A 15,765-nucleotide genomic window follows, 5' to 3' on the forward strand; every position below is an offset into this window, starting at 1 on the left:
ACTTTTTTGATTAACATCATAGGGTTATCTTCAGGATTGGCCTGTGTATTTTTGATTGCACTTTGGGTATTAGATGAGATTCAAGTAGATAGATTTCATGAAAATGATGAATATCTGTATCAGGTTTGGAATAAGTTTGAAAGCCGAGAAGGCCCTAGAGTCCTTAATTGGACTCCAAACATTTTGGCAGAAACAATGACCAATAAATTACCCGAGGTAAAATATGCAGTATCTCAAACAGTGCCTGCACAATTTGCTAAGGTACCACTTCATGTAAATAACAAAGTTATAAAGACGGGTGGTGTATTTGCAGGCAAAGACTATTTTAACATGTTTTCTTATCCTTTGATACAAGGAGATAAAGATCAGGTACTTGAAGGAACTAATTCGATTGTGATTTCAGAATCTCTGGCGAATCAACTTTTTGGTTCTCTAGATAGAGTTATAGGAAAAGTAATCGAATGGGATGCAATGGGGATGTTAGAAAAACATCAAGTGAGTGGTGTTTTTAAAGATATTCCTTCTAATTCAACAACTCAATTCGATTTTATATTACCCTTAGCTACCTATAAAAAAGGAATTATACATAATGGCGAAAAAAATGATTGGGTCAATAATAACCCGATAACCTATATTTTACTAAATGAAGGAACAAATGTAGAAGAATTTGCTGCTAAAATTGAAAACTTCTCAAAGCTACAGAATAAGGATGTCACAGCAGACCTTATAATGACCAAATATTCATCTAATTATCTATACGGTAATTTTGAAAATGGAAAACAGGTCTCTGGGCGTATGAATTATATATACCTCTTTTCCTGTATTGCATTATTTATTTTGATCATAGCTTGTATTAATTTTATGAATCTTTCTACAGCAAATGCATCAAGGCGTTTAAAAGAAATAGGAGTTAAGAAAGCATTAGGATCCAAAAGAACTACACTTATCACACAGTATTTTGGAGAATCAGTGATGACTGCGTTTATTTCTTTATTGTTGGCACTTTTAGTAGTATTTCTTTTTATCCCACAGTTTAATATAATTACTGGTAAAGCACTATCCTTAAGTTTTGACCCTTTGATTTTTGGTTTACTCTTATTGATTGCTCTTTTTACAGGAATATTGGCAGGAAGTTATCCCGCATTACACCTTTCACGCTTTAAACCAGTAACCATTTTAAGAGGTCAATTAAAAAATTCATGGGGAGAAGTATGGGTTAGAAAAGGGTTAGTGATATTTCAATTTTCATTATCAATTATTTTGATTATAGCGGTCTTATTAGTTTCTCAACAAGTGGCTTATGTACAATCCAAAAACTTGGGAATGGATAAAGACAATGTTGTTTATTTTAGGCAAGAGGGCCACCTAAGACAAAATGCAGAGGCTTTTTTAGAAGAATTAAAAGGAGTCCCAAACGTGGTCAATGCTGCCATGACTAGTCAAAATATCATAGGTACAAACATTAATACCACCGGAGGATTAGTTTGGACAGGTAATGAAGAAGAACGTCAATCTCGTTTTAAAGAACTTCGTATCGGTCATGATTTTATAGAGACGATGGATATGAAACTTAAAGAAGGAAGATCATTTTCTAGACAGTTTCCTGCAGACAGTGCTGCAATAGTATTTAACGAAACTGCCATAAAGATGATGGGCATAGAAAATCCAATAGGAAAAACGATACGCTACGGATCAACACAGTATAGTATTATTGGAGTCTTAAATGATTTTCACTTTCAATCTTTTCGAGAAGTTGTACACCCTATGTTTTTTAGATTAAATAATAATAGATCCAATTTAGAATTTGTAGTTCGAATTGCTGGTGGAACAGAAAAAGAAACCTTAGCTAAACTTAAAGCTTCTTATGCTAAGTTTAATCCTGGATATGTATTTGAACATAGATTTTTGGATGCAGATTTTCAGGCACAATATGCATCAGAACAACAGGTGGTTTCACTATCTAAATATTTTGCTGGTTTAGCCATTTTAATCTCCTGTTTAGGTCTGTTTGGTTTGGCTAGGCACACGGCAGAGCGAAGACGAAAAGAGATTAGTATTAGAAAAGTATTAGGACAAAGCGCTTCTCAGATTACTATGATGTTATCTGGGGAGTTTACCAAGTTAGTTTTGATAGCAATAGGTATTGCAGTCCCAGTAGCATATGTACTGGGGAGTAATTGGCTTTCAGGTTTTGCATATAGAATCCCTTTAAAAGGATGGTACTTCATAGGTGCCGGTTGTATAGCCTTATTTGTTGCCTTGCTTACAGTCGGATCACAAGCAATAGGTGCGGCAAATAAAAACCCTGTAGATGGATTAAAAGAAGAATAAGGAGAGTCATAATATCAAAAAACAAAAGTTATGTTTAAAAACTATATCAAAATAGCCTGGAGAAATGCTATTAGGCAAAAACAATTTACTATTCTCAATATACTTGGACTTAGTATTGGGATAGGCACATGTTTTATTATTGGATTATATATTCATAGTGAAATGACCTATGATACTTTTCATGACAAAGCAGATCGCATTTATAGAGTTAATCAGCCCAATATTTGGGATGATTGGAATGAGATATCTTCGGCTACAGGCCCCAATGTAGCTATCGCATTAAGAGAAGATGCTCCAGAATTTGAAGAAGTAACCAGACTTTTAAGGACCGGTGCACAGATTGTAAGATCTAATCACAATGAAGAGGCAAATTTATATAGCGAAGAGCAATATTTTGCTGTCGAAGAAAACTTTTTTGATGTGTTTTCTTTTAAATTTTTACAAGGTGATTCTAATACAGCACTTAGTGAACCTATGAGTATGGTGATGACAAAAAAAACGGCAGAACGTTATTTTGGTACAGAAAATCCAATCGGAAAAACAGTAGAAGTAAAAGATTATGATAACTCATGGAAAACCTATACCGTAAAAGGAGTACTTGATAATGTTCCTTATAAATCACATATTCAATTTGATATGTTGGTTTCTTTAAAAAGTTATTCTGAAATGATGCAAAGAAACGGTTGGAAATGGATTTGGACAGCATTTTCGACCTATGGATTGGTAAAAGAAGGAACGGATATAGCAGCATTTACCAAAAAAATTCAGGCCATTCCACCAAAATGGGCGCCACCTACAACAGAACGTATTTTTAATCAAACGTTTAAAGAATTTACAGCAGGACATGACTGGACATTATACCTGCAACCTCTTAGAGAAATATACCTATCCGAAGCTCCTGCTACTCATTCCTTTGGACCAACTGGAAATCCAATGTTTGTTCAAATATTCGGAGCAATAGGTGTACTGGTACTTATATTATCCAGTATCAATTTCATGAACCTCTCGACAGCAAGATCATCAAAGAGAGCAAAAGAAATAGGAGTGAGGAAAGTTTTAGGTTCTAAACGAAAAGCATTAATCAAACAGTTCGTTATAGAATCTACACTCTTTGTGTTGATAGGTACTGTTTTTGCTTTGATATTCGTACAACTTTCTTTGGGTATATTTAGTACAATTGCAGATGTACAGCTCGAACTAATCCCATATTTAGGCAACCCAATATTTCTGGCAATTGTGTTATTATTTGTACTAGGGTTAGGTTTAATTTCTGGAAGCTACCCTGCGTTTTACCTTTCGATGTTTCAACCTATAGAAACCCTTAAAGGAAAAATAAGCACAAAATTTAAAGGGAAAGGAATTAGAAATGGATTAGTTGTCTTTCAGTTTACTATTTCTATTGCTCTGGTCATTTGTACCTTATTTGTACAAAAGCAATTGGTGTATACTTCCTCTTTAGACTTAGGGTTTGAGAAAGATAATATTCTACAAATTCATAATATCGAGCAAATCGGTTTTGATACTGAAGCACTTAAAACAAAACTTCTGTCAAATCCTGCTTTCTCAAAAGTTGGAAAATCATTTGGATTACCGCCAAATATATGGTCTGGGGATCGATACAAAACACTGGGAGCTAATGATCAGGTGGTTCAACTTAGAAATGTAAGAACAGAAGAAGATTATCTCGATGTATTAGGAGTAGAATTTGTTACCGGAAGAAATTTTGATTCGTCAAGACCCAATGATAAATATAAAGTGATATTAAATGAAAAAGCAGTTAAAGCCTTGGGGTGGGGTAATCAAGAATCTTATAATGCAGATTCTCCTATAGGAAAAATACTGGCTTTAGCCTCTGGAAGCGAAGATGAATTTGAAGTGATGGGCGTAGTTAAAGATTTTAATATTAATAGTGTACAACAAGAAATAGCACCATTGGTCATCATTCATCATCAAAATGATAAGGTTTGGGATTATGGTGCAGGCTTATCTTATTATTCGATGAAACTTAATCCTGCAGTGGTTAAAAATCCTGGTGAACTTCAAACATTGATTGATGGAGTTAAAAATGATATTGCACAAATAGACCCTTCGGTTCCATTTGAATATAGTTTTATGGATCAGGATTTTGAAAACACTTTTGTGTCAGAACAAAGAATGGGAGTAATACTTAGTATATTTACTGTTATGGCATTGCTTATAGCATGTCTTGGGTTGTTTGGTCTGGCTGCTTTTACGGCAGAGCAACGTATCAAAGAATTAAGTATTAGAAAAGTACTGGGTGCCAAGGTATCAGAATTAGCTTTTTTGTTCTCTTCAGAATTTACAAAACTGGTTCTTATTTCTATTATTCTTGCTTCACCTATTGCATACTTTTTGGTGGATGAGTGGCTCAAAGATTTTGCGTATAGGACTCCAATAGATAGTTGGGTGTTTATTGTGGCAGCGATAAGTGCACTTGTAATTACGTTGGTAACAGTAAGTTTTCAAACCATTAAAGCAGCATCAACAAATCCTGTGAAAAATTTAAGGACAGAATAGAATTATTTATGACCTCACAGGTCTCAAAGACCTGTGAGGTCTATTTTAAAAATTAAAAAATAAATCTAATTAAAACCTGGGTATCTAAAAAGAACAATAAAATGTCATGATAGACAGCGCAAAGTATTTCTAACGCCTGATTCTTAAAAAACATAGATTACTTTGTACTTTGTAGAAACGAAAAGCAAGACTTTTTAGATACCCTATTTTAAATCCAGATTAAAATATCATAAACAACTAAAAAAATAAAACATGTTATTACAACTAAAAAATATATCAAAGTGGGTACACTCAGGAGGACAGAAAGTGTTCTTACTAAAAGACATTAATTTTTGGGTGAACGAAGGAGATTTTATCTCAATTATGGGGCCCTCTGGTTCAGGAAAATCTACTTTGCTTAATATCATTGGGATGCTTGATGATTTTAATGAAGGCGAATATACATTTCTGGAAGAAAAAGTACATTCACTTAAAGAAAAACACCGTGCGAACCTATATAAGCAATATATAGGATTTGTATTTCAGGCATATCACCTGATTGATGAATTAACGGTAAAAGAAAACCTTGAGATGCCATTATTATATAAAAAACACAATGCATCAGAAAGGAAATCTTTGGTAGCAGATATGTTGGATCGCTTTAATATTGTGGGTAAAAAAGATCTTTTTCCTTCTCAGTTAAGTGGGGGACAACAACAATTAGTAGGTGTTGCCAGAGCACTTATTGCTAGTCCAAAACTGATCCTTGCAGATGAACCTACCGGGAATCTTAATTCTAAGCAAGGAGAAGAAATCATGGAAATTTTTACGCAATTAAATAAAGAAGGAGTAACCATTATACAAGTAACTCACTCAGAAAAAAATATGGAATATGGTTCTCGGGTCATCAATTTATTAGATGGTAAAATTGAGTAAGTATTTTGTTTTAATCAAACTTCGATGGTTTTTAAAACCAGCGAAGTCTGATTGATTCTTTAAGATTTCACTGGAAGTAGGGTATTTTCAAGAATACCTTCAGTCTATATTTGTTTTCAAATAAACCTGAATAATCAAAAACTATGACTGAACAAAAAGAAATGACATTATCATCGAACTGGACAACTCTTAGTATTTACATACAGCTTCTGGCGTGTTTAATAGGTGTCCCTTACATGTTTTTTTTATTTATGCAAAAAGAATTTGATATTGGAATGGTAATTTTTGGGGCATTTGTTTTAGGGATTACAGCACTAATTATTTGTCAATTTATATATGCATGTGATGCTCGGGTCATAAACGACAAACTGGTATTAAAAAAACAATTTAAACCCTCAAAAACGTATTCTTTTGAAAAAATTAGAAATCCACGCTCATTCAGAATAAAAAGGACAAGTTATGTAACAGTAAAAATGGAAAATGAGGATAAGGTCTTAGAAAAGTATTTGATCATCAATAATCATCACTTGTTATCATTTGAAAATAAAAATGCCAAGCAAGTGCTGATTTCTTTGAAAAACATGCATAAACAAATAAATAAGACTATGAACAATACTGATTCAAGTAAAGAGTACTCATCAGAAATGAATAAACAACTTTAAAAACTATTATTCAGAATCTACTTCGGGAGCAACTGTAAATTGTTTTATAGCAGAATTTGGTTCTATGATGTTGTATCCTTTCCAGAATTCTGGATTGTATCTGGATAAGTATTCTGGTTTAATATTCTTATTTTCGGTGCTGGCCTTGTAATCAGATTCAGATAATGGGCTAGAGTCAAAAACAACAATCTCGAACTTATTTACATTTGCCATAATCACATCGAGTGCCAGAGACAGCTCATTTTGCTTACGTCTTCCTTTTACATGTTTATTTTTCTCGATCACTTTTAGAGGACGGTCAAAACCAAATCGATTTCCTCTACGCATTTCAAGATATTTCAGGTCGTATTTGTTGTTTTGTCCTTTAGAAAAAATCACTTTATTACGATATAAATTATCCTGAAACATAACTCCCAGGAGTTTAAAGCTTCTAAGGTTTTTTACATTTTCATAATCGGCTCTAACAATAGCAAAATCCTCAGTATTAACATATAGTGTGCCTTTAAAATCTGCTCTCCATTTTGGCGAAAAATTAATGATATATACACTGTTATCATCCATATAGGTGTAATCGATAAGTTCGAAATTATATCTGCCTGATTTGTTCAAAAAATTAGACATCACATCTTCGTTAAAGAAAAGGCTCGACATCAAACTTTCTAATCCAGATTTTCGATGTTTTAAAAATTCACTCTTGTCGTCTTTTTTCTTTTGATTATCGATTTCATCTTTAACAACAGAAGCTTCTTCGGTATTTTCTAGCAGGGAATCGACCTGTACCTTGGTACCAAACAGGCCAGATTTTATTTTAAGGTAAGAATTGGGTTTTACATTTTTCTTAAATATAGTTTCCATACGTTCGGCTACAGCTTCCATAGATACCCTATTATTTTTGTCATAGAGTTCTGCGGCCTTTATAATATGAAGTTTCCTCTTATCGAAATTACCATACAGATCACATAAAATTTCGGTATAATATTCTGCTCTTTTGGGAAGAATAGAGGTTACACTATCGATCAGTTTTTTATTAAGCTCTTTGATCGTAGATTTTTTAAACTTAACATCAAATTTTTTTACGGTATTAAACTCAGATTCTCTAAAAAACAATCGTCTTTTGGATAACCCAAAATTATAATTTTGATCTACTCGTTCTTTAACATTATCAATAATTTCGTCTACGGTTAGATTTTTATTTGAAATAAAAACACCTTTTAACTCTATTGCTTTGGGTTGGATATAAATGATACTATCGGTTACATTCTTTACCGATACACCTACTTTTTCATACCCCATAGAGGAAATATAGATAGAGTCAATTTTGGCAAGATCACCATTTAGATTTAGGCTAAATCTTCCTTCTTCGTTAGTGATTACTCCTTGATTTTCTGATAATTGTATGGTAGCATAGGGAATAGGCTCGTTAGTTTTTTTATCCACTACCTTAGAAGTAATGGTTTGAGCAGTTACCATAGTACCTATGGATAAGAATAAAAATAAAGCCGATACTACCTGATTATAGTTCATAATTTGATATTTAGATCAATAAAGTTCCTATATATAAGACGCTATGTTGGAGTATAAAGTTGCCTGATACATCCAACAAAAGGAAGACTGAAACAAGAACCATTTGTTACAAAGGAATTTACAAATTAAAAAAATCACAATCAAGATACTAGTATCTTGATTGTGATTTTTTTAAGTATTGAAATATACTCTTAAGTGGAGATATTTGTTGCAATGCCTTAAAAGCCTGTATAGTATGGGTTATATCAATCATCTTTATATCCTGAATACTATAATTCTTAAAAAAATGACAAGCTTAATTTGCATAATTTACGGTTTTACCGTAAATTTATGGTGTCAAAATTGTAAAGTCAAAGGGAGGACTTGGAGTAAACACAAAAATGATGCAGTATATACTGCATCATTTTTTTATGTAAATATAAAGCAATAGGTGATCTCAAATAAAAAAATCACGATCAAGACAGCGCTTCCAGATCGTGATTTTAAATGGCATATAGATTAAGATTACTCTTCTTCTATAGGCCTTAAGTTATCTCCAGAATTTCTGTCGATTAATTTATTATAAGGATCAATACCTGCTTTTATCGGTTTTTTATCGGTAACAATAGTAAACGTGTTTTCACCGGGTTGTAACCATTTTCGTTCTAAATAATACGGAGTTTTAAGGGGTACTTCTTGTTCGTCAATACTATCTTCGCCAAATAATCCGACCTCGATGTAATTGGTAGTGTCATCCGTACGTTCTTCTTTGCCAGTATTATCATAGTAGATTTTTTTTGAATCTACTGTAAAAGTGGTTTCATATGTACCGTTATCCAGTGCTTTGGTCTTAGCACTAGTAACACGATTTTCATAAAGTACTATTTTTGTAAACCCATCTTCTACAGCGTATTTTAAAGAATCTGGAGCTATTTTATAAATGGCTTCATATAGATTTTCTGAAGTAGGATACACTCCTTTTTCATACTCTCTATACTCATTAAGAAAACCTTTAAGAGCTTTATTCACGTTGTCTTCACCCAGAAGATCCTGAAGTTCGTACATCACCATAGATCCTTTTTCATACCAGATATGTGGTCCTGTTTCTACATTTATTAAAGATCGTTCTGGCTTAAAACTAAACGCTCTGCTTTGTAAATACCGATCTAAAGAATATTTAAGAAAGTTTTTGATTCCGTTTTCACCATATTCATGCTTCATGGTCATAAGTGAGGAATATTCTGCCAAAGTCTCAGATATAATATTGGCACCAGATGTTTTACTAGGAGTAACTAGATGACCCCACCATTGGTGTGCTACCTCGTGAGTGGTCACTCTAAATGCATAATTAAAATCTTCGGATTTATCAAAATTAGCGGCAAACCCAAAATCTTCAGAATAGGGGATAGTCGTTACAAAAGACTGAGCAAATGTCGAATGCGCAGGAAATTCAACGATCCTGATTACCGAGTTGGGATACTCATAAAAATTGGTTGAGCAGTAGTCTAACGCTACTTTAACCCCTTTGATAAAATGCTCCAGGTTGCGCTTGTGTTTTGGAGAGTGGTAAATCTCGATATCCACTTTTTTTCCACTTGGTGCAGTCCAACTGGATTTTTCTACATCATATCTCGCCGATACTACATTAAAAAACAGATCGGTCTTTGATTCTAAGGCATAATGATAATAAGCTCTGTTATTTTCTTGCCATTGTTTTACCAATTTACCAGGAGCCAGAGCAGTTTGATCTACAGACGTACTAAGTATAGCTTCAAAATTAATGTAATTGGCATCTTCATTAAACAGATTTTTCTTTAGCGCCAGGCTGTCCGTTCGAGGTGGGTATAGATAATCGAGTTTTTCTAGCCCGTGTTTTACACGCACTCCATTTTCGACCAGGCTTCGCTCATAATGAAATCTCGGGAATATAGTATTATTAAGAAAGGATCCATTATGCAATATTTCGGTCTCCATACGATTGGTGAAACCTTTGGTTTCTGAAAATACTTCTATGGTAAGATTAGCTTTCTCATTAGGCTGCATTGCTTTAGGAAGCTTATAAAAATACATCCTGTATACAGAATCTGTAACCACAGGCGAGAGGGTAGTACCATTATAAATCACTTTTTTCAGGCTGGTATGAGAACCCGGGTATTGAACCTCTAGCAATAAGGTGTCTATAGGAGAATCATAATTGTTTATGATTTTGAAATCTCCTTTGGCCTTTATATTACGGTCTTCAGGAAAAATATCGATATATGCTTTTAGATCGGTTACTTGCGGATGAGCCTGGCCAATATACTTTTCATATTTTTTTTCGGCATCTGCATTGATTTTTTCCAAGTGGTTGCCGGCAACCATTGTGTTAAGTACATTAAGGTTATAGTAACTATACCCGGCAACTGCGATAAAAGCCATTACGGTAACTACAAATACTCCAATGGTTTTGGGGGTGAACCTTTGTTTGGCCAACGATAACCGCTCTTTGGCCGTAGCAAAAAAACCTCGAGTCCAGAATACTTTTCCTATGATCATCAAGATCGTAGTACATAGAATCCAATACATATTTAACCAGGTGATTCCTGTAAGATAATGGCCAAAACCATTAAGATCACTTAGAAAAATTGGTGTAGTACCAGTAAACATATACATAGGATTGGTACTTTTAAAAGCAAGCGCTACCAAAAGAGGTAATCCAAAATAGATGATAATAACTATAAAATGACCTAAAAACTTATTATTTACCAGTACATGTACAAAGAAAGAAAGTAAGATGGTCATTAAAAAACCAGGAAATACCAAAGCAAAATTATAGATAAAATACATCCCCAGATCATACTGAAAATACCCGTTAAAAGTTTGAAAGAAAATACCAATGATGATATTTACAATCGTAAGAACAAAAGCGATACCAATAAGCGATATTATTTTTGAAAAATATAAACTAGAATCACTAATAGGTAAGGCATCATAAAAAACAAAGGTCTTATTTTTTCTTGTTCTGTGAACAGCTTCTCCCGAATAGATAACCAGTATTATAATAGAAAAAAAAGAAATAACACCATTGATATACATTACAACATATCGGGTTAATGGTAAATTCGGAGTTCCGTAAGTTTCATTAAGATTGTAAATACTGAACACAGAAAAGATGACTCCTATAATCATTAGAATAATAAAAACAGGACTTTTAAAAATAGATAAAAATTCAATTTTACTAAGAGAAAAAAGATTGTTCCACTCTGTTTTTTTGGTAAAAACTTGGGTTATAGACGTGATTAGTGAAGGTGTATACTCACCGTTTTCTATTTTATTTCCTTTTTTACCAGAAAGTAAAAATTTCTTATAGTCGAATCTGAAAAGAGTAATGAGAAAGAATAGTAAGCCTATGGCTAACCAGAACATTCTATTTAATAAAAAGCTACCATATATTGGTAGTTGGTTTGTATTCAACTCATTAATTGACCAGTATTTCTTAACAAAAGTAAAAGCTCTGTTTCCAAAAGGATCTAGATAAGGTGTTAACCATTGGTTGTCGAGACTGGATACAAAATCTCCCGAAATACTATATAATAAAAACAAGCAAATTCCGCCTAGATAGATAATAGGCATTTTCTTAAAAAAGGCCATTAAGCAAAAAAACAAAGAGCCAATTACTAATGCATTAATTTGTAGTAAGAATATAAAAGGTAAAAGGTATGACGACAGGTTAAAATCGGTATAATTTCCGTAATCGGCACGTGCCAGATACTCACCAAAGCCAAACCCTATCATGGTACCTAATACAACAGATAGATTGAGTAAAGTAACCATAGCATAGCTACCCAAAAACCGACCTAAAACATAAGATTTTTGAGTAATCGGAAACGTAAAATACGTTTGTGCTGTTTTATGATCTTTATCTCTAAAAATGGGAACTCCCATAATCGCAGCATAAAAGAAAATACAGATAACCGATATAGGCCCCATGGTCTCTGCTATCGTATTGGGGCTATTGACAAATTGAGCAGTTACCGATTTTTCAAAAACAGACATTAAAATGGCTATCGTAAACCCTAGAGCAACATATATCCAGGTAGCAGGTCGTTTTAAACGGTACTTTAGTTCGAATAAGAATATTTCTATCATATTGTTGCCTCCTGTTCTTTTCTGTTAATACAGTAGAAATAGAAATCTTCTAAGTCATTATTTACCGCTTCAAATTCTTCTCCTGGATTAGCATCACTATATACATTTACATAAAATTGCCCGCCTCTTAGGTAATTCGATAGCACAGTAAATTCATTTTCAAAAGCCTCTAATTCAGATTTGTCGATATGTTTTCTGTATACTTTTCCATTTAGAGTATCAGACAATGTTTGCGGATTACCTTGTACCAATATTTTACCTTCATTAAATACAGCCATATTTTGACATAGGTTGGTTACATCGTCTACAATATGTGTGCTCAAAATAACAACAGCATTCTCACCTAACTCACTTAATAGATTATGAAAACGGTTACGCTCCAGGGGATCCAATCCCGCCGTAGGCTCATCAACAATAATTAGTTTAGGGTTCCCTAAAAGAGCTTGAGCAATACCAAAACGCTGTCTCATTCCTCCCGAAAAATCACCCAGATTGCGATTTCTAAACTTATATAGATTTACTTTATTTAGTAAATCTGCAACATAACCTTTACGTTCCTGGCTATTGGTAATACCTTTTACCTTTGCAATATGATTAAGCATCATTTCTGCAGAAACCTTTGGGTAAACGCCAAAATCCTGAGGCAGATATCCTAATACTTTTCTTAATTCCCCCGGTTGTTTAAACACATCAATTCCATCAAAATCAATAGTTCCCAAATCTGCTAGTTGTAATGTAGCGATAGTTCTCATTAATGTTGATTTCCCTGCACCATTGGGGCCTAACAGGCCAAACATTCCTTTCTCCAAAGTGAGATTAACATCATTTAATGCTTGTGTCCCATTGGGATACGTTTTATTAAGATTCTTTATGGTAAGCATATTTACAAGTTTGCCAGTTAAATTATTAAACTCTTTCTGTCCTGTTCTATTTATTGCAAATTTATCACTTTGCTACTTAATTATTTTATAACCTCTTTATTAGGAGATTATGGTTATTCTACTTAATAACAAAGAATAAAAGTCAGGACGAATTCATTTCAATATTAGTAATCTTTGTTAAGATTTTGTTACATGATTTGATATATTTTTAAGTAAAATTACCTTTAGGTACCAAATTATTAATGATCGGTTAGTAATAGATATATGAGTATCTTTACAGGATTAAATTTTTACAGTTAAGAATGCAACAAATACGTAGAAACAGAAGACTAAGGACAAATGATGCTATTCGTTCTTTGGTAAGAGAAAACATAATAACTCCCCATGATTTTTTGGTTCCCCTTTTTATTGTGGAAGGAAAAGGTGTAAAAGAAGAAATATCTTCTATGCCTGATTATTATAGATATAGCTTAGATTTGCTTGGTAACGAAGTTAAAGAGCTATGGTCATTGGGGTTAAAATCCGTACTACTTTTTGTAAAAGTCCCCGATCATCTTAAGGATAATAAGGGTACAGAGGCATTAAATTCTAATGGATTGATGCAACGCGCAATAAAAGTTGTTAAAGAAGCTGCTCCCGAAATGTTAGTGATGACCGATGTAGCGCTAGATCCATATTCTTCATATGGCCATGATGGTATTGTAGAAGGTGGGGAGATCATTAATGATGAAACCTGTAAAGTTTTGGCAGAAATGTCATTATCACATGCGCAGGCAGGGGCTGATTTTGTAGCACCAAGTGATATGATGGATGGGCGAATCTTAAGTATGCGGGAACTGCTCGAAAAAGAAAACTATAAAAACACTGGTATCATGAGCTATAGTGCCAAGTATGCTTCTGCTTTTTATGGACCCTTTAGAGATGCTTTGGATTCTGCTCCGGGATTTGGAGATAAAAAAACATACCAGATGGACTTTGCTAATCGTGACGAAGCAATCAAAGAAACGCTCATGGATATCGAAGAGGGAGCAGATATAGTAATGGTAAAACCTGGATTGTGTTATCTTGATATGGTAAGAGACATTAGAGATGCGGTAGATGTACCTGTTGCTGTATACCAGGTAAGTGGTGAGTATGCGATGTTAAAAGCAGCTGCAGAAAAAGGATGGCTAGATCATGATGCTGTAATGTTAGAACAAATAATGGCTTTCAAAAGAGCAGGAGCACAAATTATTGCCAGTTATTTTGCTAAAGATGTGGTTAAGCTTTTGAGTTAATTTTGTAACCCGGCTAAGATCTGCGATGATAAAAAGACAATAATTAAATCGATATAAATATCTTTTAGTTAAGAAAGTTTATGTATTAGTGTGATGCTAAAAATCTTAGTTTAACAATAGAATTTAATAAAATCATAAGTTTATGGTCAGCAGAGATAGGATATATCAGACGTTTGGAGAGTTACTCTATGTAATTGCAATGAGTGATGGGGTGATACAAAAAAAAGAAGTCGAAACGCTCGAAGATATTTTAAAAGGGCATCCAAAAGGAAAAGATATTAAGTGGTCTTTTGATTACGAAAATGAGAATCAAAATGATGTCGAAACGTTGTATAAAAAGATAATCGAAGTGTTTTCTGATAATGGTCCTGATGAAGAGTATGAATTTATGATGTATGCATTAGCCAAAATTGCAGATGCCAGTGAAGGGATGGATCCAAAAGAAGAAAAAGTGATTACCAATTTCTCGAGAGATTTGTTGGAACGTTTTAAAAAAGATATTGAGAAAATCAAAGAAAAATATAAGTAGTCTTTTCTAACCAGAGACTAGTAACACTATCCATTATTTATATGCAAAAAATAACCTTATTCCTCATGGTAGCAGTTTTGTTATGTGCAAGCTGCCAATCTGAAAAAAAGGAAAACTCTAACATTAATATAGGAACCAAGAAAGAAAAACTCTCTCCATATGATTTAGGGAAAAAGATATTTAACGGTAAAGGAAAATGTTATACTTGCCATAAGATTGACAAAAAGTCTATCGGCCCTGGAGTCATTGAGATTATGAAGATTTACAAAGATCAAAATAAAGACCTGATTTCATTTTTAAAACAAGAAGCAGATCCTATTGTAGATCCAGAGACCTTTACAGTAATGAAAACCAATTTTGCGATTATCAAAACATTTACAGAAGAAGAGCTTAAAGCTGTAGAAGTGTATATGACCGAAGTAAAGACCAATAAAGCAGAATGATATACAGACTATTAGTACTTGTTTTTTTGATTTCGGGTACAATTATGGCTCAGCAAGACACTCCAAAAAATGCTTTTCTCGAAAAGTGGAAAAACTCTAAAGATTATCTTTTAAAAATTGCAGAGCAGATGCCAGAAGATGATTTTGGATTTAAACCAACAGAACGAGAAATGAGTTTTAAAGAACAATTATTTCACATTCGTGGAAATATGCTCTGGTTAGGAACCACATATTTTTCTTCAGAAGAATTTGACAGAGAGAAATTAAAAGAAAACCTACCAGAAACCAAGACAGAAATCATTGCTTTACTCACTAAAGCATTTGATAAAGTATATACTCGCATCCAGGAAACCGATGAAGATGATCTGAAATTTGAGGTTGATTTTTTTGCAGGGCGAAAATCAAAACTTCAAATTCTTAACCTATTACAAGATCATGTTACTCATCATCGTGGGCAGCTCATTGTTTATCTTAATCTAAATGATATTGAACCACCACGTTATGTGGGGTGGTAGGCATTTGTCATTTTTGTGTAGGCCAGAATCTATATTGCATAAG

At 33.5% G+C, this 15,765-nt stretch carries 11 protein-coding genes; 8 read left to right on the plus strand and 3 right to left on the minus strand.

Features of this window, described 5'->3' with window-relative positions; translation table 11 throughout:
* Positions 1-6 precede the first annotated feature (6 nt).
* The 4 genes from NNH57_RS18540 to NNH57_RS18555 all read left to right on the plus strand — a co-directional run bounded on the left by NNH57_RS18540 (position 7) and on the right by NNH57_RS18555 (position 6,446).
* Positions 7-2,331, plus strand: coding sequence for an ABC transporter permease (locus NNH57_RS18540; RefSeq protein WP_199915421.1), 2,325 nt, complete (start codon positions 7-9; stop codon positions 2,329-2,331).
* A gap of 30 nt (positions 2,332-2,361) precedes the next feature.
* A complete protein-coding gene (locus tag NNH57_RS18545) occupies positions 2,362-4,869 on the plus strand; it encodes an ABC transporter permease (RefSeq protein WP_108808087.1) in 2,508 nt (835 codons plus the stop codon).
* 252 nt (positions 4,870-5,121) lie between these two features.
* The gene (locus NNH57_RS18550) at positions 5,122-5,784 is read left to right on the plus strand and encodes an ABC transporter ATP-binding protein (RefSeq protein WP_074405642.1); all 663 of its coding nucleotides are present in this window, start codon (positions 5,122-5,124) and stop codon (positions 5,782-5,784) included.
* 143 nt (positions 5,785-5,927) lie between these two features.
* Entirely contained in the window at positions 5,928-6,446 is a 519-nt protein-coding gene (locus NNH57_RS18555; RefSeq protein WP_108808086.1) for a hypothetical protein, read from the plus strand.
* Positions 6,447-6,452: 6 nt separating this feature from the next.
* On the opposite strand, the gene NNH57_RS18560 is transcribed toward NNH57_RS18555, so the two are convergent.
* The 3 genes from NNH57_RS18560 to NNH57_RS18570 all read right to left on the minus strand — a co-directional run bounded on the left by NNH57_RS18560 (position 6,453) and on the right by NNH57_RS18570 (position 12,958).
* The gene (locus NNH57_RS18560; protein WP_108808085.1) at positions 6,453-7,970 is read right to left on the minus strand and encodes a carboxypeptidase-like regulatory domain-containing protein; all 1,518 of its coding nucleotides are present in this window, start codon (positions 7,968-7,970) and stop codon (positions 6,453-6,455) included.
* A gap of 504 nt (positions 7,971-8,474) precedes the next feature.
* The gene (locus NNH57_RS18565) at positions 8,475-12,077 is read right to left on the minus strand and encodes a M1 family aminopeptidase (RefSeq protein ID WP_108808084.1); all 3,603 of its coding nucleotides are present in this window, start codon (positions 12,075-12,077) and stop codon (positions 8,475-8,477) included.
* Positions 12,074-12,958 (minus strand): ABC transporter ATP-binding protein, encoded by an 885-nt coding sequence (locus tag NNH57_RS18570; RefSeq protein ID WP_074405638.1) that lies wholly within the window; start codon positions 12,956-12,958, stop codon positions 12,074-12,076. Before NNH57_RS18570 ends, NNH57_RS18565 begins: the two co-directional genes overlap by 4 nt.
* Positions 12,959-13,260: 302 nt before the next feature.
* On the opposite strand from NNH57_RS18570, the gene hemB reads away from it, so the two are divergent.
* From hemB to NNH57_RS18590, 4 genes are all read left to right on the plus strand, one after another.
* Positions 13,261-14,235, plus strand: coding sequence for a porphobilinogen synthase (gene hemB, locus NNH57_RS18575; RefSeq protein WP_074405637.1), 975 nt, complete (start codon positions 13,261-13,263; stop codon positions 14,233-14,235).
* 142 nt (positions 14,236-14,377) lie between these two features.
* A complete protein-coding gene (locus NNH57_RS18580; protein WP_024769622.1) occupies positions 14,378-14,764 on the plus strand; it encodes a tellurite resistance TerB family protein in 387 nt (128 codons plus the stop codon).
* A gap of 41 nt (positions 14,765-14,805) precedes the next feature.
* Complete coding sequence (locus NNH57_RS18585) at positions 14,806-15,207, plus strand: c-type cytochrome (RefSeq protein WP_074405636.1); 402 nt, start codon at positions 14,806-14,808, stop codon at positions 15,205-15,207.
* Positions 15,204-15,722, plus strand: a complete 519-nt coding sequence (locus tag NNH57_RS18590) for a DinB family protein (protein ID WP_234423380.1) — start codon at positions 15,204-15,206, stop codon at positions 15,720-15,722. Before NNH57_RS18585 ends, NNH57_RS18590 begins: the two co-directional genes overlap by 4 nt.
* Positions 15,723-15,765: the final 43 nt, after the last annotated feature.

The sequence above is a fragment of the Aquimarina spinulae genome (assembly GCF_943373825.1).
Classification (GTDB): domain Bacteria; phylum Bacteroidota; class Bacteroidia; order Flavobacteriales; family Flavobacteriaceae; genus Aquimarina; species Aquimarina spinulae.

What these genes read in the sequence shown, in the direction of transcription:
- NNH57_RS18555 (WP_108808086.1), top strand. Translation starts at nt 5,928, where the DNA reads ATGACTGAACAAAAAGAAATGACATTATCATCGAACTGGACAACTCTT.
- NNH57_RS18570 (WP_074405638.1), bottom strand. Translation starts at nt 12,958, where the DNA reads ATGCTTACCATAAAGAATCTTAATAAAACGTATCCCAATGGGACACAA.
- NNH57_RS18585 (WP_074405636.1), top strand. Translation starts at nt 14,806, where the DNA reads ATGCAAAAAATAACCTTATTCCTCATGGTAGCAGTTTTGTTATGTGCA.
- NNH57_RS18560 (WP_108808085.1), bottom strand. Translation starts at nt 7,970, where the DNA reads ATGAACTATAATCAGGTAGTATCGGCTTTATTTTTATTCTTATCCATA.
- NNH57_RS18550 (WP_074405642.1), top strand. Translation starts at nt 5,122, where the DNA reads ATGTTATTACAACTAAAAAATATATCAAAGTGGGTACACTCAGGAGGA.
- NNH57_RS18590 (WP_234423380.1), top strand. Translation starts at nt 15,204, where the DNA reads ATGATATACAGACTATTAGTACTTGTTTTTTTGATTTCGGGTACAATT.
- NNH57_RS18580 (WP_024769622.1), top strand. Translation starts at nt 14,378, where the DNA reads ATGGTCAGCAGAGATAGGATATATCAGACGTTTGGAGAGTTACTCTAT.
- hemB (WP_074405637.1), top strand. Translation starts at nt 13,261, where the DNA reads ATGCAACAAATACGTAGAAACAGAAGACTAAGGACAAATGATGCTATT.
- NNH57_RS18545 (WP_108808087.1), top strand. Translation starts at nt 2,362, where the DNA reads ATGTTTAAAAACTATATCAAAATAGCCTGGAGAAATGCTATTAGGCAA.
- NNH57_RS18565 (WP_108808084.1), bottom strand. Translation starts at nt 12,077, where the DNA reads ATGATAGAAATATTCTTATTCGAACTAAAGTACCGTTTAAAACGACCT.